The following is a 25,804-nucleotide window of genomic DNA, read 5'->3' as shown; positions in this document are numbered from 1 at the left end:
GAGTTTGTACGATCGTTCAAACACTAGGATGTGCCGGGTGGATGACGGTCGTGGAAGTCGGATCCTGGACGCCGTCCTGGCGCTGCTCGCCGAGAACGGCATCTCCGGGGTCAGCATCCGGGCCGTGGCCACCCGGGCCGACGTCGCCCAGGGCCTGGTCAACTACTACTACGGCGACAAGGTGGGGCTGATCCGGGCCGCCCTGGAACGCATCGAGGCCCAGGACCTGGCCCTGGTCACCGCCGACCCCGAACTGCCGCCCGAGGAACGCCTGGTCGCGGCGCTGCGCCGGATCGCCGCCCCGGAATTCCTGACCCCGGCCTACCTGTCGCTGCGGTTGCAGCTCTGGGCCCTGGCGTCCGCCCACCCCGACTACGCGGAGATCAACACCCGGGCCCAGTCCCACTACCGCGCCGAACTGTCCGCCCTGATCCGGGCGGCCCGCCCCGGCATCCCGATCACCGAGGCGAACCGCCGGGCCGCCGACGTCGACGTGACCCAGAACGGCCTGTGGCTGACCGCCCTGCTCGGCTTGGACACCCCGTCCATCCAGCGCACGGTGACCCGCTGCGAGGAGATAGCCCTCGCCGGCGCCTGACCGGTCACCCCTGAGGGCGATGATCGATGCGCTGGGTGGTGGAGGCGAAGCCGAGCCAGGTGTGGCGGTTGCCGGCCCAGCACCAGCCGACCTTGGGGGCTCCTCGGTTCTCCTTGCCGTCCCGGCCGGTGCCGCCGCTGATCCACAGGGCGGGGGTGCGGGCGTCGGACGGTTTGCGGGACGCGATGGTCATGAAGCAGTGGTTGGGTTCCAGGATCGTCGGGTTCTGCAGCAGCCAGCTGATGCCCTCGTGGATGGTCAGCGGGGTGCGGCCCCGGTCGCGGATCGCCGGCAGGGCCTCGTCGGGGCTCCAGTTGCGCATGTCGTCGCCGCGGTCCGGTTCGGTGATCAGATAGAGCGGATTCTGCGGTACGTCCACCCCGGTGATCGGCTGGAACTGATCCAGGTCGGTCATGTCCTCGACCACAAAACCGGGCTTGCCGCTGCGGGACAGCAGTGGCGCCAGCTGGTGTGCGGTGGCCAGTGCCGGGTGCACCACCAGCACGCCGCCGGGGGTGTCGGGCAGGTCGGCCGTGCAGGCGGTCAGCTCTGCCGGGGTGCGGCCGGTGACGTCGGCCAAACCGATCTCCAGCAGGCGATTCAGCTGTTGGATCAGAGTCATCTGCGGCTCCCACTGTAACTCCGTGTGGCGTACGGAAAAGGCGTCTTGAAACACCGTACACCCAACGGGGTATTGTCTTGAAATGCCGAACGACGACATCGACCGCACGCTGGGGCTGCTCTGGCGGCGCACCCTCGGCACGCCACAGGGCTCCCGCGGGCCCAAACAGCGGTTCAGCGTGGACGAGGTGATCCGGGCGGCGATCGTGGTGGCCGACGACGAGGGGCTGCCGGCGTTCTCGATGCGCAAGGTCGCCGACCGGCTCGGGCTCAAGCTGATGTCGATCTACACGTACGTGCCGGGCCGTTCGGAACTGATCGGTCTGATGGCTGACGAGGTGGCCGGTGAGCGGGAGCTTCCGCCGCACGAGGGTGCGCTCCGCGGGCGGCTCACCGGGGTGGCGCTGGAGATGTGGGACCGGTTCCATCGGCATCCGTGGCTGCTGCAGGTGGAGGACAGCCGGCCCTGGATCGGGCCGAACAGCTCCGATCTGTACGAATGGCAGCTGTCCGCGATCGAGGGCGCCGGGTTCACCGACCTGGAGATGGATCAGGTGATCACGCTGCTGACCAGCTTCACCGCGGGCGCCGCCCGGACCTCGGTGGACACCCGCCGCACGGCCCAGCGGTCCGGGATCTCGGACGCCGACTGGTGGGCGATCAACGCGCCGGTGCTGGAACGGGTGATGCCGCCGGGCGCCTACCCGATCTCCGGCCGGGTCGGGCAGGTCGCCGGGGCGGAGTACGACGCGGTGGACGATCCGGGGCGGTCGTTCCGGTTCGGCCTGGACCGGGTCGTCGACGGGCTGGAGCGGCTACTCGAGAGGTGAGTACGTCGCGTCCAGATCACCGTCGTACAGGCGGTGGTGGAACCTGTTCATCCGCTCGGCGGCGGGGGAGTGCCGGGCGATGATCGCGGCGTTGGCGGACGGGTCGGCCAGCAGGGCTGAGGCATCGGCGGGCAGGTGTTGCAGGAACAGCACCAGGCTCGCGGTGGCGCCGGCCAGCGCCTCCAACCTGGCCCGGATCGCGCGGTCGCCGCCGAACTGGTCGACCACCGCGTCGATGTCCCGGTGTTCGGGGGCTACCGGTGGGCGGCCGGGGAGCACCCGCCAGTGGTACAGCAGCGGGAACAGTGCGGGCTCCCCGGCGAGGATGCCTTCGGTCACGATCTGGTTCGCGGCCAGTTCGCGCCAGGCGTTGAAAGCGGGGACGGGGAGGCGGTACATGCCGTACTGATGGCGTACCGGCAGATCGAAAAGGTTTGTGGTGTGGCGGGGTGCGGCCAGCTCGCGGTCGGTGATCGGGATGCGTTTGAGGAAGACCGGCACGCCGTCGACGTCGGCTGTCGCGGTGCCGCCGCCCACACCTGTGCCGTCGGGGGTGGCGGCTTGCACCAGATGCAGCAGGTCGCGGTCGCTGTGTGCGGCCAGTGCCGCCGTCGTCGGTAGTCCGGGCATCGGTTCACAGTAGATCCCACTCGGCGGTGCCCAGGTTGCCCTGCGGGTCGAGGCTCACCCGGAGCCGGACCGGGGCGGCGCGGGTCGTGGTGCCGAAGGTGACGGTTCGGGTTGCGTCGCGGCCCGGTCTCAGCCACAGCCAGGGGAAACGGGCCGCCGTCGCCGGTTGCCAGCCGCCGGGGCGGAACGAACCCCAGACCACCGGGCGTACGTTCAGGCCGAAAGGCTCGATGCCCTGATAGGTGAAGCGGAGGCGGAACGCGTTCTTCGGCAGCCGGGTGGCGGTCACCTCGACCAGCTGGCCCGGGCCGCCGTTGGAGAGGAGCGCGGTCTCGCCCGGGGTGCCGCTCCAGCAGGCCGGGAAGCCGAGTTCGCCCGGTGGGATGACGCCTTCGGGTGGCAGGGACGGTTGCTCTTCCCACGACAGTGGCTCGCCGGTCATCCGGCACGGCGGGTCGGCGGGGTACGACGGCGACGGGAACGGGCGGACGGACGGGGAGGGCGCGGGTGCGGGGCGGGCGGTCACCGGGACCGGTGGAGTCCGGGTGAAGACCAGGGCGATGGCGGCCGCGATCGCCGTCAGGGCCAGCGCCAGAGCGAGAAGGCCGACCGGCTGCCTCGCGGGTTTCTCGACGGCGACGGGTTCGGGGTCGACAACCACGACCTCAGCGGGTGGCGGCTGCCGGAAGAACCGCATCGCCGCCGCGGTGCCGACGGCGAGAGCGATCACGATCGCGGTTGCCCACGCCCATGCCCGGACCCGGCGTCTCCGCGACGACGTCACCATGACCCGATCGGCAGAGCGCCGCCCGGGCTGAGGGTCAGCGCGGGCGGGGCACCGGCGCCGGGGTGATCACCTCGACGCCTGCCGCGTCCAGGGCCTCCTGCAGTGACGGCGGCGGTGCCGCGTCGGTGATCAGGTAGTCGGCCGCGCTCAGCTCGCTGACCTGGGCGAACAGCCGGCGGTCGAACTTCGAGGAGTCGGCCAGTATCGCGACCCGGGCGGCCCGCGAGATCATCTCCTGCATCATCGCGGCCTCGGCGATGTTGCTGGTGGTGAAGCCGGCGTCGGCCGCGACCGCGCCGACCCCGATCAGCGCCAGGTCGCAGGTGATGTCGAGGTCGGCGCCCCCGGCGGTGCGGAAGCTGACCGGCCCGACGGTGGCCAGGGTGAGTTGCCGGACGGCGCCGCCGAAGACGTAGATGTCCCGGACGGCGGTGACCGGCAGCGCGCCCGGAACCAGCAGGTTGTTGGTGGCGATGGTGAGGTCGCGGTGCTGCCCGAGCCGGCGGGCGGCGGCCAGCGTCGTCGTACCCCCGTTGATCATGATGGTCGAGGCGTCCTGGACCAGGTCGGCGGCCAGTGTTCCGATCTTGTCCTTTTCCTGCTCCATGAACGCGAGCCGCTGATCGACGGCGCGGTCGGTGCGGGAGGCGGTGGAGAGGCTGACGGCCCCGCCGTAGGTGCGCACGAGAGCGCCGTCCGCGGCCAGCTGATCGAGGTCGCGGCGCACCGTGTCGATCGAGACCTTGAAGCGTTCGGCCAGCTCAGCCACGGTGACCTGGCCGGCGTCGGCGACGAACGCGGCCAACTGTGCCTTGCGCCCGGCGGGCAGGTGACGCTGACGCTCGTCTTTATCGACGGCCACGGTTCCCTCCTTCGTCAGTGCGGCAGTATGCCACAACTTCGCACACGATACGCACACTACTCGCACAAAGCTGCAAGGAACCGCAAGTTGCAGCAAATGCCTGGTGGATAGCGGTGCAGGCGGCACATCTTGCAGGATGATGGCCCTACAGGGAACCCCGCTTCCGGACCCCTGCCGCCGTAGTATGCGGTAGTCCGCAGTTTTTTGCAGTTCTTCTCTTGTTTACGCCGGTAACACGCTGCTAACGTGGCCGACACCACAGCAAAGAACAGAAAGACTTAGATATAGAAGGAGCTGGCCATGGCAGTTCGTTCCACCCGGCTGAAGAAGCTGATGGCGGCACTGGCAGCGGCAACTCTGGTCGGATCGATGGCCGCGTGCGGCGGATCGAGCGACGAGAGCTCGGACGGCACCGTCACCCTCGAATTCGCCCAGTGGTGGGGAGCGGAACTCCCCGCCGGAGATTTCGACGAGATAATCAACGACTTCACCACCGCGAACCCCAACATCAAGATCAAACTGCTGAGCGCGCCGTACGCGTCGACCAAGCAGCAGCTCGTCACCGGTGCTGCCTCCAAGACCCTGCCGGACGTGGTGGGACTGGACGGCGCCTGGGTCAACGACTTCGCCAAACAGGGCGCCATCGCTGACATGTCCGCGCTGATGACCGAGGCCGGCTACGACCAGAGTCAGCTCGCGAGCCAGATTCAGCTCGACGGCAAGACCTACATGGTTCCCGTCGTCAACTTCGTCTACCCGCTCTTCGTCAACAAGGACCTGCTGACAAAAGCGGGAGTCGCCGCGGTGCCGACCACGCGCACCGAGTTCTCCGACGCCGCCAAGAAGATCACCGCGACCGGCTCCGACGTGAAGGGCTGGGCCCTCCCGCTCGACACCGCGGTCCCGAACGGGATCCAGAACGACGTGATGTCCTGGCTGTGGGCCTCCGGCGGCAGCATGCTCGCCGACGGCAAACCGAACCTGACCAGCCCCGAGGTCAAGGCCACCGTCGAGTACGTGAAGAGCCTGAACGACGCCGGCGTGATCGCTCCCGGCGCGCTCACCATGAAGGAGCAGGACAAGGTCGAGAAGTTCACCAACGGGCAGGTCGGCATGATGATCGACTCGCTGGCGCACATCAACCTGATCAAGGAGGGCAAGCCGGACCTGAACTTCGAGGTCGCGGCGCTGCCCGCGGTGGACGGCTACTCCGGCAAGCGTGGTATCCCGTACGCCTCCTGGGGCATCGGCATCTCCGACTCTACCGAGCACAAGGCCGAGGCCTTCAAGTTCGTGTCGTACCTGATGGACCAGAAGACCAACGCGAACCTGGCCACCATCGCGAACGGGTTCCCCGGCAACAAGAACGCCAAGCCGGACTTCAGCAACTCCGACCCGCTGTTCGAGAAGGCCTTCGAGATCTACCAGGCGGGCACCCCGGCGAACGAGTTCGTCGGCCTGCCGAAGTCCGAGGAGCTGATGCGCAGCTTCGACGAGCAGCTGCAGCTGGTGCTGACCGGTAAGACCACCGTCGACGAGGCCCTGGCCAAGTCGCAGGCGAGCTGGTCCGAGGTCATCAAGTAGTCGGTTGTTCGGCAGGGCGCCGCACCGGTCTCGCCCGATGCGGCGCCCGATCAAGGAGACAGCAATGACTACGAAGGCCGCCCCCGCCGTGCCCCGTTCCGGCCGGCTCCGGAGCCTGATCCCCTTCGGTTACCTGTCACCGACGCTGCTGCTGATCTTCGTCCTGATGGTCATCCCGATCGTCATGGTGATCAGCTACTCGCTACGGGACAACGTGATCGTCACCGCGAACCCGGTCTTCGCCGGTTTCGCCAACTACACCAAGGTCCTCACCGACCCCGACTTCATCGCCGCGCTGAAGAACACCGCGATCTTCATCTCGGTCAGCACCGTCGCGCACCTGGTCCTCGGGCTCACCTTCGCGATGATGCTGAACACCAAGCTGCTCAGTGGCGTCACCAAGGCGATCTTCCGGATCGTCTACATCCTCCCGTGGCTGTTCACCATCGCGGTCATCGCGGTGATCTGGCGGCTGCTGCTCGACCCGGCCGGCGTCGTCAACTACATCCTGCAGACCCTCGGTGTGGTCCAGGAGGGGATCGGCTGGTTCTCCGACCCGGACATCGCGCTCTGGGCGGTCACCTTCGTGAACGTCTGGTCCGGCTACCCGTTCTTCATGATCAGCCTGCTGGCCGGTCTGCAGGGCATCCCGGCCGACCTGTACGAGGCCGCCTCGGTCGACGGCACCACCTGGTGGCAGCGGTTCCGGCACGTGACCCTGCCGCAGCTCAAGCCGGTGATCATCAGCATGGCGGTGCTCGACCTGATCTGGACGTCCCAGCAGTTCGCGCTGATCTGGATGACGACCGGCGGCGGACCGCTGAACACCACCGAGATGCTCAGCACGTACGTCTACAAACAGGCCTTCAGCGAGTACGAGTTCGCGACGGCGTCCGCCGCGGCGGTGATCGTCCTGCTCCTCACCATGATCCTGGCCTTCTTCTACGTTCGTTCACAACGGGAGCGGTGAGACATGGCCTCCGTCCAGACCCGCCGCACCCTGGCCAAGGCCGGCGTCATCACCGGGCTCGTGCTCGGTGGGCTGTTCGCCGCACTGCCCGTGCTGTGGATGCTGTCCACCTCGCTGAAGAGCAACGGTGAGGTGTTCCAGAACCCGCCGCAGCTGATCACCGACAGCTTCTCGTTCGACGCGTACACCGCGATCCTGACCGATCCGGCCCAGCTCCAGTTCTTCCTCAACAGCTACATCGTCGCCGGCTCGGTCACCGTCCTGACACTGCTGGTGGCCATTCTCGCCGGGTACGCGTTCAGCCGCTTCACGTTCCCCGGCTCCAGGACGATCAACGCGGTCATCGTCAGCGTCCAGGCGGTGCCGCCGATCACGCTGGTCATCCCGTACTTCGGGCTCGTCGTCGCGCTCGGCCTGTACGACACCTATCCCGGACTGATCCTCACCCACATGGTGTTCACGCTGCCGTACGCGATCATCATGATCACCGCCTATCTGAACACCCTGCCGAAGGAACTCGACGAGTCCGTCAAGGTCGACGGCGGCAACGGCTGGACCGCACTGTGGCGGATCCTGGTGCCGATCTCGGTTCCCGGGCTGATCGCGGTCGGCGTCTACACCTTCATGATCTCGTGGAACGAGTACCTGTTCGCCCTGGCGCTGACCCGTACCGACGAGATGCGCACCGTCCCGATCGGTATCCAGCTCCTGATGGGCCAGCACTCGTACGAGTGGAACCAGATGATGGCGATGAGCATCCTCGGATCGATTCCCGTCCTGGTCCTGTTCCTCATCTTCCAGCGGCGATTCATCGGCGGCCTGACCGCCGGCGCCGTCAAGGCCTGACCCCGCACACCCCTAGTAACAAGGAGAAACACGAGATGCTGACCACCGGCAAGGCGATCCTCGACGTCGCCAACGAGCACGGTTTCGCCGTGCCCGCCTTCAACATCAGCGACTGGGCGATGTTCAAGGGCATCGTGGAGATCAGCGAGGAGACGAACGCTCCGCTGCTCGTCGCGATCCACCCGGACGAGGTCTCGCACATCGGCCGCGACCTGGTCAAGGCGATCGCCGAGCGCGCCCACCGCTCGAGCGTGCCGATCGCGATCCACTGGGACCACGGCGCCACCTACGAGCAGATGCTCGAGGCGTTCCAGTTCGGCTTCACCTCGGTGATGATCGACGCCTCGATGAAGCCGTTCGACGAGAACGTGGCGATCTCCAGGAAGGTCGTCGACGCGGCGCACGTCCTGGGCGTCTCGGTCGAGGGCGAGCTGGGCACCATCGGCGCCAACGACAGCTACGCCGAGGGTGGCTCCGCCACCATCATCTACACCGACCCGGACGACGCGGTCACCTTCGTCGAGCAGACCGGCGTGGACAGCCTGGCGATCGCGATCGGCACGTTCCATGGCTTCTACCCGGCGCACCTCAAGCCGGAGCTGAAGCTGGACCTGCTCAAGGAGATCAAGAGCCGGGTGCAGATCCCGCTGGTCCTGCACGGCGGCTCGAACAACCCGGACGACGAGATCCGGGAGGCCGCCCGGATCGGCATCAACAAGATCAACATCTCGACGGACATCAAGGTCGCCTACCACCAGAAGATGCGCGAGATCCTCGGCGACGACCCGAAGACCCGCGAGCCCAACGCCATCCAGCCGGCCTGCATCGAGGCGATGAACGTGGTCGCCGCGCACAAGATCGAGCTGTTCGGCGCCGCCGGCAAGGCATCGCTGTACTGAGATGGCTGACGCGTCCCGTGTAGTCCTGGGCCTCGGCGGCTGTGTCGACTACGAGCTGAGACTGACCGCCGGCGTCCTGGAACAACTGGTCACCGAGTACGGCGTCACCGCCGCGGAGCTGTCGTCGCCGACCGCGGTGACCAGTGAACGGGACCTCGTGGTGTCGATCCTCTCCTACGTGGCCCGTGGTGGCGGCGGCGAGCACTACGTCGCCTCCGCCGCGGCCCTGGAAAGTTTCGCCAACCGTTACCCGCACCGCGCGACACTCGGGGGCACGTCGGTGCGGGCCGGAATCCTGATGAGCCGGCTGGGTGTGCCGTCCACGATGCACCTGGTCAGCGTCAACGACACGTTCCGGCGCCTGCTGCCGGCCGGCACCGAGTGGATCAACAGCGGCACCGAGGACACCACCTACCCGCACCTGATCGTCCAGTACGACCGGGGCCTGCACGTCCGGGCCGGTGACATCGACGTCACCGCGCCCTTCCCGAACCGCCTGATCTACGTCAACGACCCGGCCAACAGCGCCATGCTGCTCACCGACGAACTCGGGCCGCGGCTCGCCGGCGCCCACGTCTTCCTGATCTCCGGCTTCAACGCCATGCGCGACCGGGACGAACTCGACAAGCGGATGGCCCGGCTGCGCGCGCACATGCTGCACCTGCCGGCCGGGGCGGTGACCTACTTCGAGGACGCCGCCTACCACGAGCCGGCCTTCAGCAGCCGGGTCCGTTCGGCGCTGCTGGACACGATCGACGTCTACGGGCTCAACGAGGACGAGATGCAGAACCACCTCGGCCGTACGGTGGACCTGCTCTCGCCCACGGACATCGCCGACGCCCTGGCCGAGCTGTCCACGCTGATCCCCGCGCCGACGCTGGTGCTGCACACCAAGTACTGGGCCCTGGCGTACGGCGACCATGCCGTGACCTGGGCCATCGCCCTGGACCTGGGCACCGTGACGGCAGCCGTCCGCTACGGCCACGGCGACGACTTCACCGACGCCGACGTGGCCGAGCTGCGCAGCCGCCCACGCCGATCCGCATCGGTCACGTTCGCGGCAGATCTGGAGCAGCTGCTGGGCAGCCGGGTCCACTGTGTCCCGGCATTCGCCCTGGACGTCCGGAACCCCACCACGGTCGGCCTGGGCGACACTTTTGTCGGCGGCTTCCTGACAGCCGTGGCCCGGTCATCGTCGGAGGAGACCCCGTGAGCATCCTGAAACTGCCGGCCAACCAGCCCGAGACCTTCTACTCCGGTGCCGGCCGGATAGCCGCGTTCCGTGGTGAGGAGGGTCTGCCCGACCGCCCCGAGGACTGGGTCGGCTCCACCACCGCCCGCCACGACCTGCACCCGTCCGGCCTGACCACCCTGCCCGACGGAATCCTGCTGACCGACGCGATAGCCGCCGAACCCGCCCGCTGGCTGGGCCCCGGCCGCGACGACACCGGTGTGCTGGTGAAACTCCTGGACGCCGGCCAGCGACTGCCCCTGCACGTACACCCCGACCGGCGTTTCGCCACGGACCATCTGGCCAGCCCGTACGGAAAAACCGAGGCCTGGGTGATCGTGGACGCCAGACCGGACGCCTACGTCCACCTGGGTTTCGCCCGGGACGTGGAGCCGGAGGAGCTGGCGGGTTGGGTGGCAGCCCAGCAGACCACCGAGATGCTGGCCGCCACCAACCGCATCCCGGTGTCCGCCGGCGACGCCATCCTGTGCCCCGCCGGGGTGCCACACGCCATCGGCGACGGAATCCTCCTGGTGGAGGTCCAGGAGCCGACAGACTTCTCGGTCCTGCTGGAGTACGAGGGCTTCGCCCTGACCGGAGGCCACCTGGGCCTGGGCTACGACCTGGCCCTGCAGTGCGTGGACCGCACCGCCTGGACCCCCACCCGCCTCGAAACCCTGAAAGGCACCGACCACCTCCTACCCGACTCCGCAGACCCGTTCTTCCGCGCCACCCGCTACCGGGGAGGCGACCTGGTCCCGCAGTCCTTCGCGATCGCGGTGGCCGTCTCCGGCCGGGGCCGCCTGACCACCCCCACCGAAGGCCTGAAGATCAAGACCGGAGAAACCCTGCTCATCCCGTACGAGTCCGGCCCGGCACGCCTCTACGGCGACCTCGAACTGATCCACCTGACCGGAGCCCTCTGACAGTCGTCAGTGGTGGCAGACGGCTTCCAGGTTGATGCCGTGTGGGTCGAGGACGAAGGCTCCGTAGTAGTCGTCGTGGTATTCGGGGTGTACCGCCGGTGGGTGCAGGTCGGTGGCTCCGGCTTTCAGGGCCGCGTGGTGGAAATCGGTCACCGCTTCTCGGGTCTCCACCGTGAAGGCCAGGTGCATGTTGGAGCCGACCGTGCCGCCGTCGATGAGCCAGAAGTAGGGCTTCACCCCGGCCAGGCCGAAACCCGTCATCGCGGTCGGCTGGTGGGGCCTGGCGTTCGGCGGGATCTGCAGCATCTTCGTGATGCCGATGGCGGCCAGCACCGGTTCGTAGAAGGCGACCGCGGCCGCCAGGTCCGGGACGGCGACGTTGAGGTGGTCGATGCGGGAACCCGAGCGATCAGGAGTCATGCCCCCAGCCTGCCCACGATTGCGGTCAGAATCGGTCCGTTATGGTCCTCCGGTACCGCATCGAACGGGGGAATCGTGGCAACTGTCAGTGTGGCGGTCGGGGTTGCGGCTTCGGCTGCGGTGGTCTGGGACGCCGTCTCGGACGTGGGGAACGTGCACCGGCGGATGTTGCCGGGGCGGGTTGCCGACGTCGTCATGGACGGGGACGTCCGGGTTCTGACCATGCCGGACGGGCATCTGGTCCGGGAGCTCGTTCTCGCCGTCGACCATGAGCTGCGGCGGATGGCCTACACCGTCACCGATGGGCAGCGCCTTCCCCTGACGTACCATCATGCGGCCTTTCAGGTTTTCGAGGACGGTGAGCACAGCCGCCTCGTCTGGACCACCGACGTCCTCCCGCACCCGGCCGCCGCCCTGGTCCGGCCGCGGGTCGAGATCGGGATCCAGGAGATCAAGGCCGTCCTGGAAGCCGGGCGGTAGACCGCCGGGCGCCGGACTGCCGGGCGGTGGACCGCCGGGTGGTGGACTGCCACACCAGCAGCGCGACCAGGGCGAGGGCCACCGCCGGGAGCGCGATCAGAAACGGTAAGGGCAGGAACGGGAAACCGGGGCGGTCCGACGTGGTGTCGGCGATCCAGCCGGCCAGGGTGTCGACGCGCGCGCTGAAGTCGGGGCCGGGGTGCGGGCAGCCGGGGCCGGTGCTGACCACCGCCACCAGGGCCGGCTCGCCGCCGGGCGTCTCGCGGAAGTACGGGCCGCCGGAGTCGTGCGGGCACGGGCTGGTGTCCGGGCGCGGCGCGGTGCCCGATGCCTCGACCAGGGTGTCGCCGACGGCGTTCACGGTGAACAGGCCGGTCTGCATCCGGGTCGCCGGGACCAGGCCCGACGCGTCGGTGACCAGACCGAAACCGGTCAGCCGCAGCGTCTCGCCGGAGACGGCCGGGGTGTCCGACAGCCGGATCGGGGTGATGCCGGTGATGTCGGCGGACAACTCCGCGAGGGCCACGTCGGTGTCGTCGGCCTGGTGGACGTCGACCACCTGCGCCTCCTGGCCGCCGGTGCCGGACAGGTCGGACCGGCCGACGACGGCGGTGGTCTTCTCGGCGACGGTCCGGCTCACCTTGCGGCCGTCGGCGTCCCGGAAACAGTGTCCGGCGGTGATCACCCAGCGCGGTGCGATCAGGGCCCCGGAGCAAGAGCTGTCCCGGGTGCCGCCGTCGTCCGCGGGCAGGCCGGTCATGGTCAGCAGGACCGAGAACCGGTAGTCGCCGTCCCGGGCGTCCTCGCCGTTGGCGATCGCCGCGGCGGGGCGGGGGAAGGCCAGCGTGGTCACGAGTACGGCCAGGAGAACCGTGAGATTCTTGATCAAGGGGGCCATCCGTACGGTCGATCGGCAGGACGCATCGATGGTTCCCGGTGGACCGTCGGGGGAACGTCATCGCCGTCCTTATCCACCGTTGACGAACGGTGTGCGAGCCTGAACGACGGGGAGCCGTCGAAAAGGGGACGAATGCGCGTGCTGGTGGCCGACGACGAACGACTGTTGGCCGACACGGTGGCCCAGGGCCTGCGGCGGCTCTCGATGGCCGTCGATGTGGCGTACGACGGCGAAGCAGCCTTTGACCGTCTGGGTGTCAACCGTTATGACGTGGCCGTCCTCGATCGGGACATGCCGGGGCGCACCGGGGACGAGCTGTGCCGGTGGATCGTCGACTCCGGCGCCACCACCAAGATCCTGCTGCTGACCGCCGCCGCCGGCATCCGCGACCGGGTCGAGGGGCTCGGGCTCGGTGCCGACGACTACCTGACGAAGCCGTTCGCGTTCGCCGAACTCGCCGCCCGGGTGCTCGCGCTGTCCCGGCGCAGTGCCCCGGCGCTGCCGCCGGTCCTGGAACAGGACGGGATCGTGCTGGACAGCACCCGGCACACCGTGTCCCGCGACGGGCAGGTGCTGTCGCTGTCGTCGAAGGAGTTCGCCGTCCTGCACGTGCTGATGCGGGCCGGCGGGCGGATCGTCAGCTCCGAGGAACTGCTCGAACAGGCCTGGGACGAGAACGCCGACCCCTTCACCAACACGGTACGCATGACGGTGATGACGTTGCGGCGCAAGCTCGGCGATCCGCCGCTGCTGCACACGGTCCGCCGGGCCGGATACCGGCTGGGCGCATGAGACGCCGGCTCCTGCTGCTCTGCGCGATCGTGCTGGTCCTCGCCCAGGCGGTGCCGACCATCCGGAACCTGCTGATGACCCTGCTCCGGAACGTGATCACGCTGGACTGCCCGTCGACGCTGTTCGCCCCGGACCAGAACACCTCACTGCCCTGCACACTGCTCTACATCTACCCGAGCATCCCCGAGACCGTGGCGCTGCTGCTGGCGCTCGCCCTCGCCCTGGCACTCTGCTACCCGCTGGTGCGCTGGGGGCTGCGCCCGCTGCGCGACCTGGGCCCGGTGATCGCCGCCGTCGGCCCGCAGAACCTCGGCCACCGGCTGCGCCCCGGCCCCGGACGGGACGAACTGGCCGAACTCGGGCGCGGCATCGATGAGATGATGGACCGGATCGCGGTCGGGTACGAGGCGCAGCGCCGGTTCGCCGCCGACGCCTCGCACGAGTTGCGCACCCCGCTCGCGGTGCAGCGTGCCCTGATCGAGGTGAGCATGGCCGAGGAGCTGACCGCCGAGCAGCTCGCCCTGCTCACCGAGCAGTTGCTGGACACCAACGTGCGCAACGAGCGCCTGATCGAGGGCCTGCTGGTGCTCAGCGAGAGCGACCGCGGGCTGGTCGCCCGCACCCCGTTGCGGCTCGACGAGATCACCGCCGACGTGCTGCGCGCGCACCGGAGCCGGGCCGCCGAGGCGGGCGTGACGGTGACCAGCGAACTGGAGCCACGGCTGGTCCCCGGCGAGCGGATCCTGCTGGAACGCCTGGTCACCAACCTGGTGCAGAACGCGATCAAATACAACAGGCCCGGCGGTACGGTCGACGTCCGGGTCGGCGTGGACCCGGCGCTGGTCGTCGTGAACACCGGTGAGGACGTGCCGCCGGAGGAGGTGGCCGCCCTGTTCGAGCCGTTCCGGCGGCTCGCGGGCACCCGCATCGACCACAGCGGCGGGGCTGGGCTGGGGCTGTCCATCGCCCGGTCGATCACCCAGGCCCACGACGGCCTGATCACGGCGACCTCCACCGGCCGGGACGGCCTGACGGTGGAGGTCGCCCTGCCGGGCGTCAGCGCCTGACGAAGACCGGCATGGTGTCCAGGCCCGTGGTGATCGTGGCGGTGGTGCCGCCCCGGTATCGCTTGCCGGTGAAGTAGTCCTGCCAGGTGTCGCCCGGCGGGAACCACACCGTGGTGGCCGCGGTCGTGCCCGGTGTGGTCACCGGGGCGACCAGGAAGTCCGGGCCGTAAAGGTACTGGCTGCCCGCCGTGGCGTAGGCCTCCTGCTCGTTCGGGTAGGCCAGATACATGGCCCGCACGATCGGCGTGCCGGTGCGGGTGGCCTCGGCCGCCGCGGCGTAGGTGTAGTTCTGCAGCTTCTTGCGCAGGTTCAGGAACTTCTTCGCCGACGCCTGCGCGGCCGGGCCGTACTGCCACGGCATCCGGTCGCTGTGGTTGGAGTGCAGCCGGTCGATCGGCTGGAAGGTGCCCGCCTGCACCCACCTGGCGTAAAGATCGTCGGGCAGTTTGGTGGTGCCCGGTTCGGCGCCGGGCTCCTGCAGGCCGCCGGTGTGGCCGCCGATGTCGTGGCTGACCGCCGCCAGACCGGTGGCCGCCGACTCACCGGGGGTGTAACCGACGGTGAAGCGCAGGGTCGCCCAGTTGGCGATGGTGTCCCCGGTGAAGTGCAGGGTGGTCCGCTTGTCGGCCCACGGCCCGCCGGCGACCGGGCCGGGGTTGGCGTAACCGCCGGTCTGCAGCGCTCCGTAGGCGCGGGAGAACGCGAAGCCGGTCCGGTCGGCGTACTCCTTGTTGATCAGCGCGTCCGAGCCGCGGGAGGCGTCGCAGCACCAGTCCAGCCACCAGAAGTCCAGGTTCGCGCCCATCTGTTCGTGCAGCCAGAAATAGGCCTTGAGCTGGTCCGGGTCGTCGAAGTCGAAGACATGACCGCGACTGGACGGGGTGAGCTTGCCCTTGGCGATCTCCTGCGCCTTCGCGAAGAGCGGATCCGACTCGGAGATGCTCGGGTGGATGTTCAGCCCGGTGTGGACGCCCTGCTTCTTGAGCCGAGCGGCGAAGGCGTTCCAGTCCGGGAAGCGGGTGGTGTCGACCGACCAGCCGTTCCACTTGTCCGGCGCCTTGAAATCGGTGTCCACCACCAGCACGTCCAGCGGCACACCCTCGGCCTTGAACTTCGCCACGATGCCGTCGAACTCGGCGGCGGTGCGGTCGATGTACTCCGAGTACCAGACGCCGTAAGCCCACTTCGGCAGCAGCTTCGTCGGCCCGGTCAGCACCGACAGCTCCCGCAGCGCGTGCCGGTAATCCGTGCTGTAGGCGAAGACGTACCCGTCCTGGCCGGTGCCGGGCGAGTAGTGGGAGTCGTCGAGCAGCGACCAGCCGTCCTGGTAGAGCAGCCCGGCGTAGGTGCGGGCGCCCCCGTCGACGTTGTCCAGGCCACGCCGGTAACCACCGAGCGGCGCGTGCGGGGACAGCAGCGCCGCCTTCTCGGCGGTCACCGCGATCGTGTCCACGTTGACGTGGCAGGACTCCGCCGTGGGACAGCCCAGGGCGACCGTGTTGGTGCCGGCCTTCAAAGACACCTTCACCGCTTGGGTACGCCAGAAGTCCCAGCCGCTGGTCGGTGCCAGGGTGGCGGTGGCCGTTCCGACCGAGACCGTGCGCGCCTGCAGGGGCGCGTTGCCGGCCGGGCCGTTCGCGTACCGCAGCTGCACCTGATAGGTGCCGGCGGCGGGCACCCCGGTCACGGTGAAGGCGGCCCCGTCGCCGGTGCCCTCCAGCCCGGCCAGGAAACCGTCACCCGAGTGACCGTTGTGGTCGTCGGCGAGCTTCGCCCGGCCGGTGAACTGCCCGGTCTCCGCCTCGCACAGCGTCCCGAACACACACGGCACCGGAGCCGGCGGGGTCGGCGCGGGATAACCGGCGCCCGGCTCGACCACGGCCAGGCTGTCCACGTTCACGTTGCCCGAGTCGGTGGCGGTGCGGACCAGGCTGACGTCGTGCCGCCCGGCGCTCAGCGGCAGCGGCAGCGAGGCGAGACCCCAGGTGTCCCAGTTGCCGGTCGGCGGCAGGGTCAGGGTGCCCGCGACGGTGCCGTCCACGGTCACCGACAGGGTGCGGGCCACGTTCTGGCCGTCGCCGCCGGTGCTGTTGGCATAGCGGACGGTCAGCTGCCGGGCGCCCGGGGTCGCCGCGGTGACGGCGAACCTCACCGCGGCGCCGGTGCCCTCGAAACCGGCGGCGAAACCACGCCCGGTGAAGTCCCGGTGGTCGGTGGCCACACTCGGGCCGTCGAGTGTCAGCGACTCGGCCTCGCACAGCGCGCCAGGCGTGCAGACGGGACCGCCGGTCCAGGGGGAGGCGGTCGTGTTCTTCACCCGTACCGACAGATTGTCCTCGGTGAACTGACCGGAACCGACCCGGTACCGCACCGTCGCCGCGCCGGTGTCGATGGTCAGCCAGCCGCGCGAGATCGTCGACGTGAAGCGGGTGCGCTTGAAGTCGTCCCGGCCGATGACGTTGAACGTGTCCGCGTTCGTGAACCTCCCGGTCGGGGAGTACTCGGTGCGGATCAGGGTGGGGGAGAGGACCTGGAAGCGGGCGTTGCCGGAGATCACGTCGCGGGACGCGGCCTGTGCCGGGGCGACCGGTGTGACCAGGAGGAGGGCCGCGGATACGGCGAGCCCCCGGATTATGCGCTGGCGCACGGGGTGTACCTCATCGATCTGGTAAGAAACCTGACGATGATCAAGCTGTCATCCACGGGTAACCGAAGTCAATGACCCATCTGCATGTGCGGATGTGGTGTACCTTCCCGCAGGATCGACTGTCCATCCACATAGGGGGAGCTTTGTCCAGCAGCATGTCCCGTCGCGCCGCCCTCGGGCTCGGTGCCGCAGCCGCTGTCGCCGGAGCCGGAGTGAGCAGTCCCGCCCAGGCCGCGGTGACCGGAAACGCCGCCATCACCAAGGTCTACAACAAGGAGAAGAAGAAGGCCGGCGGCGTGTGGCACACCCACATCGCGGCCCTCGACTCGACCGGTGCCATCGCGCCGATCGTCGAGGACGACGCCGACCACGTCACCTACGGGTACAGCGTTCAGAAGCTCTTCGTCGCCACCGCCGTCATGGACAAGATCGACCGTGGTGAGCTGACCCTCGGCACCAAACTGGACCTGCCGGCCGGCATCATCCTCGGCGGCTCCGGCATCTACCACCTGCACCGGGTGTGGGGCGACGACATCACCGTCGCCAACTTCCTCACCGCGATGCTGCTGGTCTCCGACAACACCGCGGTCCGCATGTGCGGCCGGGTGGTGCCCGCCCTGGAGATCAACCAGATCCTCGCCGCCAAGGGCTGGACCCACACCCGGGTCGAGCCGGTCGCCAACCCGAACCGCTTCTACCTCGGCACCACCACCCCGCGCGAAACCCACGACATGCTCTGGCGGCTCGCCACCAAGACACTGCTCAGCCCGTCGTCCTGCGACTTCCTGCTGAGCATCACCCGGTGGCTGAACGGCTACCACGACGGTGTCCGCCGGGTCATGTCGTCCAAGGAGCGGGAGCGGGTCGCCACCAAGTACGGCGCCGACTTCAACGACCTCGGCGAGTCCCGCCACGAGGCCGGCATCATGTTCAGCGCCGACGGACTGCCCCTGCTGACGTACGCGATGTTCGCCGAAGGACTGGGCGAGCCGGAGAACTACGGGGCCACCCACCCGGCCGTCGAGGCCCACGCCAAGATCGGCCGCACCCTGTTCGACAACCTGCCGGCCGTCCCGGCGACCCTGTCGACGGCCCGCAGCGGTTCGTCGCTGCCGCGCACCCTGCCGAAGCCGTTCGCCCCGGTCAACGGCGGCTGATGTCTTTCCGGACCGAGGCGCTCGCCCTGCTGCTGGTGGGCGTCGCGTGCCTGGCCTTCGGCATCCTGGTGCTGGACAAGCCGTGGCCGCTGGCCCTGCTGCTGGTGGGAGCGCCGTTCGGTTCCGCCGCTCTGGTCCTGCTGGCCCGCAGCCGCCGAGACAAGTGATCGGGCGGTGTGCTCCCGGCCGCCGGGAGCACGCCGCGCGGTTCACCGGATCGTCACCGGGCCGGGGTCCAGGCCGCCTGCCTTACTGGATCGTCACCACACCGGTGTCCAGCTCGCCTTGCTTACCGGAACGTCGCCGGGCCGGTATTCAGGTCGTCTGGCTTACAGGATCGTCACCAGGCCGGTGTCCAGGTCGTAGCGGGCGCCGACGACGGTGGTGTGCTCGCGGATGATGTCGCTGCGGGACTTCAGGGCGGCCACCTGGGCGAGGACGTTGGCGCGGACCGCTTTCTCCACGCCGTCCGGGTCGGTCACGAACGGTTCGACGATCGGGGTCAGGGTGTCCACGATCGACTGGATGTGGCCTGGGGCGGTGGTGCCGGTCGTGATCGCGTTCAGGGTCGCCGATATCGCGCCGCAGCGTTCGTGGCCCAGCACCAGCAGGATCGGGGGACGGAACTCCTCGACCGCGTACTCCATGCTGCCCAGCAGCAGATCGTCGACGATGTTGCCGGCCACCCGGTCGTCGAACAGGTCGCCGATGCCCTGATCGAACAGCAGCTCGGGGGACACCCGGGAATCGGCGCAGCCGAGCAGCACCGCGAACGGATGCTGGCCGGCCGCCACCTCGTGCAACCGGTCCACCGTCTGATGCGGATGCCGCGCGCGACCGCTGACGAACCGGCGGTTGCCGTCGAGCAGCGCCTTCACCGCGGTGTGCGCCGTGGTCGGAGCCGGAGCCGGAGCCGTGGTCGGGGTCGTGGTCGGCTTGGTCATGGGAGAGGCACCGGTAGAGGCACCAGAAGAGGCGCCGCGCGAGGCTGCGGGACCGGCGGCGCCCGGGAGGGCTGCCGAGGCGGGGGCGGTTCGCACCGCACCGGCCGCGATCGAACCGATGGCGGCCCCGCCGGCGGTGAACAGCGCGCGCCGGCGGAGGGATGAGTTGATCATCGAGGCTCCTCAATATTGACAACGGTCGGATCATCCTCTCGATCGCCGTCACCCGGAAGGCCGTCATGAGGGCCGCCAGGAAGGGGACTGGGTCGAGGGTCGGGCTTGTGGTGAGGTGCGGACCGTGCGTGACCTTGGGATGCGGTTCGGGGTGGGTGGGTTTGCGCGACTACGCTGCCCGCGTGCGTTGGTGGAGAGGGCTGGATCCGCTGATCAGGGACGCTGCCGGGGCGGTGTCGCTGATCGTGGCGGCGTTTGTGCCGGGAGTCGCGGAGCTCGGGCTGGAGATCGGCGAACTCCACCTTCGGCCCGACGATGCGGTCAGCCTGGCGCTGCTGCTGGTCCAGGCCGGTGGGCTGACCCTGCGGCGACGCTGGCCGGCGATCTGTCTGGCCCTCGTCGGTAGCGCGTTCGTCGCCCATCAGGTGATCGGCTACCCGCCGACGGTCGCGGGGATGGCGCTGCTGGTGGCGCTCTACAGTGCGGGCGCACACCAGGACCGGTTCCGCCGGACCACGGCGGTCGTCGCCACCGGCGTCTACGCCGGGCTGGCCGTGACGTTGCACCTGCGCGGCGCGGCCGAACGGCCGGTCGACTTCCTCACCTTCGGGGCGGTGCTCGCCGCCAGTGCCGGGGCCGGTGCCTGGGTGCGGTCGCGGCAGGTCGAGGAGCAGCGCAAACGGCAGGCCGTGGTGGGCGCGGCGATCACCGCCGAACGGGCCGGCATCGCCCGGGAACTGCACGACGTCGTCACCCATCACGTGACCGCGATGGTGGTGCAGGCCGACACGGCCGGGTTCCTGATCGGGCCGCAGCCGGAACGGGCCGGGGAAGCGGTCGCCGCGGTCAGCGGGGCCGGGCGGGAGGCGCTGACCGAATTGCGGCGGTTGCTGGGCGTACTGGAAAGCGGGGATCTGTCGTCCGAACCGGCCCAGGGGCGCCTCGCCGACCTGGTGGAACGCATCCGCCGCGCGGGTCAGCCGGTCGAGTTCAGCGAGGAGGGCGGGCCCGGGCCGGAAGGTGGGCTCGGGCTGGCGGTGCACCGGGTGGTCCAGGAGGGCCTGACGAACGCGATGAAACACGCGCGCGGCCGGCCCACCCGGGTGCGGGTGCGGCACGGTGGCACGGGCACCGAGATCGAGGTGGTCACCGAGGGTTCGCTGCGCGGGGCGGTGCGGCCCGGTCGCGGCCTGACCGGCCTCGGCGAAAGAGTCAAGATCTTCGGCGGTACGTTCGATGCCGGCCGTGGCTCCGGCGACGATTTCGCGGTACGCGTCTTCCTCCCAGCCGCGGGGAACGCCACGACGAATGCCGCGGGGATCGCCACGTCGAACGCCGCGGGGAATGCCACGACGAATGCCGCGGGGGTCGCCACGTCGAACGCCGCGGGGAACGCCACGACGAATGCCGCGGGGAACGCCACGACGGACACCGCGGGAAGCGCCACGGCGAACGCTGTGGAGGGCGCCTCGTGATCCGGGTGCTGGTCTGTGACGATCAGGCGCTGATCCGGGCCGGGTTCGTGACCGTTTTCGGTCTGCAGCCGGACATCGAGGTGGTCGGCGAGGCGTCGGACGGGGAGGCCGCCGTCCGCCAGGCGTCGCGGCTGCGCCCGGACGTGGTGGTGATGGACATCCGGATGCCGGTGCTGGACGGCATCGAGGCGACCCGCCGGCTGGCCGGCCCCGGTGTCGAGCAGCCGGTCCGGGTGCTGGTGGTGACCACGTTCAACCTGGACGGCTACGTCTACGAGGCACTCCGCGCCGGCGCTAGCGGCTTCCTGCTCAAGGACGCCCAGCCGGCCGAGCTGATCGAGGGCATCCGCACGGTGGCGCGTGGCGACTCACTGCTGGCGCCCGCCGTCACGAAAGGCCTCGTCGGCCGGTTCGGTGACCGGCTGCGGCCGACGAAGTCCGGAAACGATCAGAAGCTGGCGGCGTTGACCGCACGCGAGGCGGAGGTGTTCCGGCTGATCGCCGAGGGGCTGTCGAACGCCGAGATCGCCGCGTCCCTGGTGATCAGCCACGAGACGGTGAAGACCTACGTCTCCCGGATCCTCACCAAACTGGACCTGCGGGACCGCGTGCAGGCGGTGATCCTCGCCTACCAGACCGGGCTTGTCGCGTGACCATCCCTCGCGGGAGCCACCCCGGGTGTCCACCGCGGGGCGATGAGAGTCGATGCGTGAGTTCCTAGATTCGTACTCATGACATCGATCCGGCCTTTTCTGCTCCTCCCGCTCTTCCTGATCCTCGACATCGCGATGGTCTCGCTGATCGGCGCCATGTCGGGCAGCGCGATCCTGTCACTCGCGGCAGGCTTCCTGGGCGCGGTCGCGACCATTCTCCTGTACGGGTGGGCCTCGCGCCGTCTCGAGGGGCGGAACCCGGACGACGTACCGAAGAAGGGCCGTTGGGGTGCCCTGGCCCGGGGAACGCTCGGCGGCATCGGTCTGTTCACCACCACCGTCCTGCTGATCGCGATCTTCGGTGGTTTCGGCATCGACGGCTGGGGCTCGTTCGGCGGCATGCTGTCCGTTTTCGGTCTCATGATGGCGGTGGCGACGGTCGAGGAGGTGCTGTTCCGCGGCCTGCTGTTCCGGATGGTCGAGGACCGGCGCGGCACCTGGTTCGCGATGGCCGTCTCAGCGGCGGTGTTCGGCCTGCTGCACCTGGTCAACGACCCGACCGCGATCGGCGGCGCCCTGGCGATCATCGCCGCCGGCCTGATGGTGGCCGCCGCCTACGTCGCGACCCGCGCCCTGTGGGTGCCGATCGGCCTGCACCTGGGCTGGAACTTCGCCGAGGGCGGCCTGTTCGGCGTCGAGGTCTCCGGCTCCGGCGACGGCGCCCCCGGCCTGCTGAACGGCGTCTTCGACGGCCCGGCGATCCTGACCGGCGGCGCGTTCGGCCCGGAGGCCAGCATCTTCGCGGTCCTGGTGAACCTGGCCGCTTTCTGGTGGTTCCTCCGCCTGGCCCGCCGCCGCGGCAACCTCCGCACCCGCCCGGCGGCCGAGCCCACCACCATCGGCTGATCAAAACGGCGTCAGAGCGGACCCAGGGCCTCGGCCGGATCGGCGTCCAGGTTCAGGGTTTCCAGGACTCCGAGGATCTGGCGTTCCTCGTAGCGGAAGTGGCTCTCCATGATCGCGCCGATGCCGTCGATGTGCCGGCGCAGCTCGTCCGGGTCGGCGTTGTTATGGACGGCGTGGTTCAGGGCGCCGATCAGATACCCGATCATGGAGTGGTCCTGTTCCAGTTTTCGCAACACCGGGCGTAACTCCGGGTGGGCGGCGGCGATCGCCGGGAACAGCGTGTGGTCCTCGCCGCGGTGATGGCCGTCGAGGGCCGTGCAGAAGCCCCGGCAGTACAGCAGCAGCTCGTCGAGGACGGCGTGATCGTCCTGGACGAGGGCCAGGGCCCGGCGCAGGCGGGAATGCACCTGGCGCATCTCATGACTCCAGGCCACCAGCCTGGTCGTCTCGCGCTCAGACACGCGCGGACGAAGGTCGCGACGACAGCACGCCGGTCTCCTTCGAATTCGGCGCCTCCATACCTGACACGGCCTGCCACCGGTACGCGACGCTGACCCGACCCTACCGCACCGCGAACCCGGCCATCGCCTCCACGTAGCCGGGCACCATCAGGTCACGGGGCCGGAAGATCGCGGTGAGCCACAACCGGGCCCGGTTGTCCTCCACCTCGGAGCGGACCATCGAGTGGTTGGCGTCGGCGAACCAGCGTACCGAAAGCTGTTTCTCTCCCAAGATTTTCTGGTACGTCTTCTCGGTCTCGTGCGCGTCCACGTTGCGGTCGTTCCCGGCCAGCAACAGCAGCACCGGTGTCTTCGCCTTGGCCAGGTCGTGCAGCGCCGGGGTGGCGTCGGACCGGAAGTTGCGCAGCACGAAGTCCCACCGGGCCCGGCTCATCACCTCGCCGTACGGCTGGGCCAGCAGGTAGTCGTCGTAGCTGCGACTGCCGGACAGCACCCGGTCCACCCGGTCCCGGGCGGCCAGCGCCTCGGTGCGGGTGCCCTGGTCGGCGCCGTCGTGGGCGAGCGTGGCGGTCAGGTTGAACTCGCCCTGCCGCATCCAGTTGATCGCCGGCGAGACCGCGATCACGAATCCGATCCGGTGATCCGCCGCCGCGACCGCGGGCACCACCCATCCGCCCTGGCTGGCGCCCCACAGCCCGATCCGGTCGGGGTCGATCTCGGCCCGCTGCCGCAGCGCCTTCACCACGGCGGCGGTCTCCCGGGCCCGGTCGGCCTGATCCTGTTTCAGCCAGTCGCCGTCGGATTCGCCGACTCCGGGTTTGCTCCACGACACCGAGGCCACGCCGGCTTTCGCTAGCGCCTCGAACTGCGGCCGGTACAGCCCGTCGTGGGTGGCGTCGACCGCGCCGTCGCCGTGCACGAACACCACCGCCGGAACCGCCGCGCTCTGTTTCTCCGGCAGCACCAGCACCCCGTCGAGCGCCCCGTCCGGCCCGATCAGGGTGATCGCCTCCTCCTTCATCGCGAAGTCGTTGCCCCACACGGCGAGCCCGCCGAGCCCCGCGACGACGAGCAGCACCGCACCGAGAAAGACAACCCACCGCCGCATGATCTATCCTTTCGCCAACGACCGTTTCTCGAACGATAGGTTATGCAGACGAGTCCCGGATCCCGGCCGGGTGCTGGGCGCGACGACGGTGCGTGCGCCGTTCCGGAGCTTCGGGCCGCGAGCCCTGGCTCCATTACCCCTCGCCCGGCCCCCTCGGCGGGGCGAATTGCCGCTCCACGGCATCGTCGCTCGTCCCGAGGCGCCAGGTCGGGGCGCCGGGACCGGGGTGATCGGGTGGCTCTACGGTGGCTTCGGGTCCGGCACGGGGATGGTCGGGGAGGTGCCGTCGTGACCGAGGTGACGAGCCGGTTCGTGGTGGAGGGTCTGCTCCGGGCGGACCGGACCGCCGCGCTGGCCGAGGTCTACGACGTGGGGAACGCGCTCGGGATCGCCGACCAGCCGATGCGCCTGACGATCCGCCGGCTGGTCGCGGGCGGCGACTGGGTGCAGGAGGGCCGCGGGCGGGCCGGAGTGCTGCGGCACGTCGGCGAGGCCGGGCGGCACGACCCGGAGTTCGTCCGGTTCGCCTACCGGCGTGACGCCGGGGAGCACCCCTGGGACGGATGGTGGCACCTGGTCGTCTTCACGGTTCCGGAGAGCGAGAGAGCCAGACGCGATGCGGTACGCCGGAACCTGCTCCGTCTCGGCGGCGCACCCCTGCACCCCGGCGTGTACGTCAGCCCCGACGGTTTCGCCGACGTGCCGGAGGGCGCGTGGACCGCGAGCACCAGGGACCTGCGCCACGAGGGCGTCCACCACCCGCCGGAGTTGGCCGCGCGACTGTGGCCGCTGGACGAGATCGCTCTCCGGTACGAGCGACTGGCCCTGCTCAGCGCCCAGCCGCCCCCCACCGGCCGGATCGAGTCGTTGCGCCGGGCACTGGAGCTGGCCGCCGCGTTCGACCACGCGATGGTCCCCGACCCACTGCTCCCTCGCGAACTGCTGCCCGAGAACTGGCCACCGGCGACGGCCCGGGCGGCCTTCCGTGACAGGTGGGCGGCGCTGCGAAAGACCGGGGGCCACCGGCTGTTCGAGAACTACGACGTCTCGTGAGGGTCAGCGGGATCTCGGGCCGTTGTCGGCGTACTCGAAAAGGCGGTTGAAGTCGACGTCGTCGAGGTCTCGACCGGGGGAGACCGAGGCGAGGAACGGGCGGCCGGTGCTCTGGACCGGCGCGGCCTCTGCTGTCGACAGGATCGGCCGCGCCGGTGTACCCGGTGGTGTGCGCAGGGACAGTGCCACAGTGGTTACCACGGCCAGGAGATTCCTGCGTCGTCCCCCCCAGGAATGCGTTTTCCCGGGAGGGGTCCTATCGATGAATCACGATATCGCGCGAGCGATCTGCTTCCGGCCGCGGCGGGCGAAACCGGGAGCCGCCGGCCGCGAGCTGCCGGACCGGGTGAGGATCTCGGCGGACCCGGGCTTGGTGCGGTTGACGGTCCGGCGCAGCCCCGGATGCTGGGTCTCCCAGGCCTCCCGGATCCGGACCGGCAGATGCAGGTCCCGCCACACCCGGCGCAACGTGCCCGGGTTGATCAGGTCCTCCACCTCACGCGGGCCGGCGGCCTCGCACAGCACCTGCTCGTACGCGTGCCGTAACTGGGCCGGATCGTCCAGCTCGTAGCGGCGACGGCTGGGATGCCCGGCGGCCATGTGATGTGGCACCTCGAGGACCCCGAGGCTGTTGCCGTGCAGGTCCTCGATCCGGTCGGGGATGGCGGGAGCCCGGTTCGCGGCGTCGCGGTGCTTACGGCCGTCTCGGGCGGGGACGAACGACATGCCCATCAGGCTAGGCCCGCACATGCCCTGCTCAGGGCGTTCTCGCGGCGACCGGTGAC

At 69.5% G+C, this 25,804-nt stretch carries 29 protein-coding genes; 17 read left to right on the top strand and 12 right to left on the bottom strand.

The genetic code is table 11. The features are described from left to right. The first annotated feature begins 37 nt into the window (after positions 1–37). Complete coding sequence (locus Aco03nite_RS29970) at positions 38–598, top strand: TetR/AcrR family transcriptional regulator (protein ID WP_203800677.1); 561 nt, start codon at positions 38–40, stop codon at positions 596–598. A 4-nt stretch (positions 599–602) separates the two neighbouring features. On the opposite strand, the gene Aco03nite_RS29965 is transcribed toward Aco03nite_RS29970, so the two are convergent. Further along, positions 603–1,220 (bottom strand): DUF5701 family protein, encoded by a 618-nt coding sequence (locus tag Aco03nite_RS29965; RefSeq protein WP_203800675.1) that lies wholly within the window; start codon positions 1,218–1,220, stop codon positions 603–605. 82 nt (positions 1,221–1,302) lie between these two features. Between Aco03nite_RS29965 and Aco03nite_RS29960 the strand changes: the two genes are divergently transcribed. Beyond that, positions 1,303–2,049, top strand: a complete 747-nt coding sequence (locus Aco03nite_RS29960; RefSeq protein ID WP_203800673.1) for a TetR/AcrR family transcriptional regulator C-terminal domain-containing protein — start codon at positions 1,303–1,305, stop codon at positions 2,047–2,049. On the opposite strand, the gene Aco03nite_RS29955 is transcribed toward Aco03nite_RS29960, so the two are convergent. The 3 genes from Aco03nite_RS29955 to Aco03nite_RS29945 are packed head-to-tail and all read right to left on the bottom strand — an operon-like array spanning position 2,035 to position 4,328. Beyond that, positions 2,035–2,679 (bottom strand): hypothetical protein, encoded by a 645-nt coding sequence (locus Aco03nite_RS29955; protein WP_203800670.1) that lies wholly within the window; start codon positions 2,677–2,679, stop codon positions 2,035–2,037. The two genes, Aco03nite_RS29960 and Aco03nite_RS29955, sit on opposite strands and share 15 nt — an antisense overlap. A gap of 4 nt (positions 2,680–2,683) precedes the next feature. Next, complete coding sequence (locus Aco03nite_RS29950; RefSeq protein ID WP_203800667.1) at positions 2,684–3,466, bottom strand: hypothetical protein; 783 nt, start codon at positions 3,464–3,466, stop codon at positions 2,684–2,686. A gap of 34 nt (positions 3,467–3,500) precedes the next feature. Further along, complete coding sequence (locus tag Aco03nite_RS29945) at positions 3,501–4,328, bottom strand: DeoR/GlpR family DNA-binding transcription regulator (RefSeq protein ID WP_239145542.1); 828 nt, start codon at positions 4,326–4,328, stop codon at positions 3,501–3,503. A 300-nt stretch (positions 4,329–4,628) separates the two neighbouring features. Here Aco03nite_RS29945 and Aco03nite_RS29940 point away from each other — a divergent pair, with 300 nt between their 5' ends. The 6 genes from Aco03nite_RS29940 to Aco03nite_RS29915 all read left to right on the top strand — a co-directional run bounded on the left by Aco03nite_RS29940 (position 4,629) and on the right by Aco03nite_RS29915 (position 10,784). Continuing rightward, a complete protein-coding gene (locus tag Aco03nite_RS29940; protein WP_239145541.1) occupies positions 4,629–5,912 on the top strand; it encodes an ABC transporter substrate-binding protein in 1,284 nt (427 codons plus the stop codon). A 64-nt stretch (positions 5,913–5,976) separates the two neighbouring features. Continuing rightward, the gene (locus Aco03nite_RS29935; RefSeq protein WP_203800664.1) at positions 5,977–6,882 is read left to right on the top strand and encodes a carbohydrate ABC transporter permease; all 906 of its coding nucleotides are present in this window, start codon (positions 5,977–5,979) and stop codon (positions 6,880–6,882) included. Positions 6,883–6,885: 3 nt separating this feature from the next. Next, positions 6,886–7,728, top strand: coding sequence for a carbohydrate ABC transporter permease (locus Aco03nite_RS29930; protein ID WP_203800662.1), 843 nt, complete (start codon positions 6,886–6,888; stop codon positions 7,726–7,728). A 35-nt stretch (positions 7,729–7,763) separates the two neighbouring features. Further along, positions 7,764–8,627: a ketose-bisphosphate aldolase gene (locus tag Aco03nite_RS29925; RefSeq protein WP_203800660.1), complete on the top strand. Its 864-nt coding sequence runs from the start codon at positions 7,764–7,766 to the stop codon at positions 8,625–8,627. A gap of 1 nt (position 8,628) precedes the next feature. After that, positions 8,629–9,840 (top strand): ADP-dependent glucokinase/phosphofructokinase, encoded by a 1,212-nt coding sequence (locus Aco03nite_RS29920; RefSeq protein WP_203800658.1) that lies wholly within the window; start codon positions 8,629–8,631, stop codon positions 9,838–9,840. Continuing rightward, a complete protein-coding gene (locus Aco03nite_RS29915; RefSeq protein ID WP_203800656.1) occupies positions 9,837–10,784 on the top strand; it encodes a class I mannose-6-phosphate isomerase in 948 nt (315 codons plus the stop codon). The genes Aco03nite_RS29920 and Aco03nite_RS29915 overlap by 4 nt, the downstream gene beginning before the upstream one ends. A gap of 6 nt (positions 10,785–10,790) precedes the next feature. Here the strand turns inward: Aco03nite_RS29915 and Aco03nite_RS29910 are convergent, their stop codons facing one another. Next, on the bottom strand, positions 10,791–11,204 hold the full coding sequence (locus tag Aco03nite_RS29910; RefSeq protein WP_203800654.1) for a VOC family protein: 414 nt from the start codon (positions 11,202–11,204) through the stop codon (positions 10,791–10,793). A gap of 75 nt (positions 11,205–11,279) precedes the next feature. Between Aco03nite_RS29910 and Aco03nite_RS29905 the strand changes: the two genes are divergently transcribed. Further along, positions 11,280–11,684 carry an SRPBCC family protein gene (locus Aco03nite_RS29905; protein WP_203800652.1) on the top strand — a complete coding sequence of 135 codons (405 nt, stop codon included), beginning with the start codon at positions 11,280–11,282 and terminating at the stop codon, positions 11,682–11,684. On the opposite strand, the gene Aco03nite_RS29900 is transcribed toward Aco03nite_RS29905, so the two are convergent. After that, complete coding sequence (locus tag Aco03nite_RS29900) at positions 11,656–12,573, bottom strand: S1 family peptidase (protein ID WP_373872643.1); 918 nt, start codon at positions 12,571–12,573, stop codon at positions 11,656–11,658. The two genes, Aco03nite_RS29905 and Aco03nite_RS29900, sit on opposite strands and share 29 nt — an antisense overlap. Positions 12,574–12,714: 141 nt before the next feature. Here Aco03nite_RS29900 and Aco03nite_RS29895 point away from each other — a divergent pair, with 141 nt between their 5' ends. Together Aco03nite_RS29895 and Aco03nite_RS29890 are read left to right on the top strand one after the other, a co-directional pair. Continuing rightward, the gene (locus Aco03nite_RS29895) at positions 12,715–13,374 is read left to right on the top strand and encodes a response regulator transcription factor (protein WP_203800646.1); all 660 of its coding nucleotides are present in this window, start codon (positions 12,715–12,717) and stop codon (positions 13,372–13,374) included. Then, positions 13,371–14,441 carry a sensor histidine kinase gene (locus Aco03nite_RS29890; protein WP_203800643.1) on the top strand — a complete coding sequence of 357 codons (1,071 nt, stop codon included), beginning with the start codon at positions 13,371–13,373 and terminating at the stop codon, positions 14,439–14,441. Before Aco03nite_RS29895 ends, Aco03nite_RS29890 begins: the two co-directional genes overlap by 4 nt. Here Aco03nite_RS29890 and Aco03nite_RS29885 read toward each other — a convergent pair. Then, positions 14,431–17,088: a TIM-barrel domain-containing protein gene (locus Aco03nite_RS29885; RefSeq protein WP_203800641.1), complete on the bottom strand. Its 2,658-nt coding sequence runs from the start codon at positions 17,086–17,088 to the stop codon at positions 14,431–14,433. The genes Aco03nite_RS29890 and Aco03nite_RS29885 overlap by 11 nt on opposite strands. A gap of 155 nt (positions 17,089–17,243) precedes the next feature. On the opposite strand from Aco03nite_RS29885, the gene Aco03nite_RS29880 reads away from it, so the two are divergent. After that, positions 17,244–18,245, top strand: a complete 1,002-nt coding sequence (locus tag Aco03nite_RS29880) for a serine hydrolase (RefSeq protein WP_239145540.1) — start codon at positions 17,244–17,246, stop codon at positions 18,243–18,245. After that, complete coding sequence (locus tag Aco03nite_RS29875; RefSeq protein WP_203800635.1) at positions 18,245–18,412, top strand: hypothetical protein; 168 nt, start codon at positions 18,245–18,247, stop codon at positions 18,410–18,412. Before Aco03nite_RS29880 ends, Aco03nite_RS29875 begins: the two co-directional genes overlap by 1 nt. Before the next feature lie 162 nt (positions 18,413–18,574). Here the strand turns inward: Aco03nite_RS29875 and Aco03nite_RS29870 are convergent, their stop codons facing one another. Next, positions 18,575–19,363 (bottom strand): carbonic anhydrase, encoded by a 789-nt coding sequence (locus tag Aco03nite_RS29870; protein WP_239145539.1) that lies wholly within the window; start codon positions 19,361–19,363, stop codon positions 18,575–18,577. Between the two features lie 182 nt (positions 19,364–19,545). Between Aco03nite_RS29870 and Aco03nite_RS29865 the strand changes: the two genes are divergently transcribed. From Aco03nite_RS29865 to Aco03nite_RS29855, 3 genes are all read left to right on the top strand, one after another. Next, on the top strand, positions 19,546–20,838 hold the full coding sequence (locus tag Aco03nite_RS29865; RefSeq protein WP_239145538.1) for a sensor histidine kinase: 1,293 nt from the start codon (positions 19,546–19,548) through the stop codon (positions 20,836–20,838). After that, positions 20,835–21,491: a response regulator gene (locus Aco03nite_RS29860; protein WP_203800629.1), complete on the top strand. Its 657-nt coding sequence runs from the start codon at positions 20,835–20,837 to the stop codon at positions 21,489–21,491. The genes Aco03nite_RS29865 and Aco03nite_RS29860 overlap by 4 nt, the downstream gene beginning before the upstream one ends. Positions 21,492–21,569: 78 nt before the next feature. Then, a complete protein-coding gene (locus Aco03nite_RS29855; RefSeq protein ID WP_203800626.1) occupies positions 21,570–22,397 on the top strand; it encodes a CPBP family intramembrane glutamic endopeptidase in 828 nt (275 codons plus the stop codon). A gap of 11 nt (positions 22,398–22,408) precedes the next feature. Here the strand turns inward: Aco03nite_RS29855 and Aco03nite_RS29850 are convergent, their stop codons facing one another. Next, positions 22,409–22,858, bottom strand: coding sequence for a hemerythrin domain-containing protein (locus Aco03nite_RS29850; protein WP_203800622.1), 450 nt, complete (start codon positions 22,856–22,858; stop codon positions 22,409–22,411). 100 nt (positions 22,859–22,958) lie between these two features. After that, a complete protein-coding gene (locus Aco03nite_RS29845; protein WP_203800618.1) occupies positions 22,959–23,966 on the bottom strand; it encodes an alpha/beta hydrolase family protein in 1,008 nt (335 codons plus the stop codon). A 288-nt stretch (positions 23,967–24,254) separates the two neighbouring features. Here Aco03nite_RS29845 and Aco03nite_RS29840 point away from each other — a divergent pair, with 288 nt between their 5' ends. Then, on the top strand, positions 24,255–25,019 hold the full coding sequence (locus Aco03nite_RS29840) for a PaaX family transcriptional regulator C-terminal domain-containing protein (protein ID WP_203800616.1): 765 nt from the start codon (positions 24,255–24,257) through the stop codon (positions 25,017–25,019). Between the two features lie 3 nt (positions 25,020–25,022). Here the strand turns inward: Aco03nite_RS29840 and Aco03nite_RS29835 are convergent, their stop codons facing one another. Next, positions 25,023–25,220 carry a hypothetical protein gene (locus tag Aco03nite_RS29835; RefSeq protein WP_203800613.1) on the bottom strand — a complete coding sequence of 66 codons (198 nt, stop codon included), beginning with the start codon at positions 25,218–25,220 and terminating at the stop codon, positions 25,023–25,025. Positions 25,221–25,286: 66 nt separating this feature from the next. Then, positions 25,287–25,745, bottom strand: a complete 459-nt coding sequence (locus Aco03nite_RS29830) for a hypothetical protein (protein WP_203800610.1) — start codon at positions 25,743–25,745, stop codon at positions 25,287–25,289. Positions 25,746–25,804: the final 59 nt, after the last annotated feature.

Source organism: Actinoplanes couchii, from assembly GCF_016862075.1.
Classification (GTDB): domain Bacteria; phylum Actinomycetota; class Actinomycetes; order Mycobacteriales; family Micromonosporaceae; genus Actinoplanes; species Actinoplanes couchii.
Note: the sequence above shows the minus strand (reverse complement) of the source record. Positions and strands in the feature narration are given on the sequence as shown.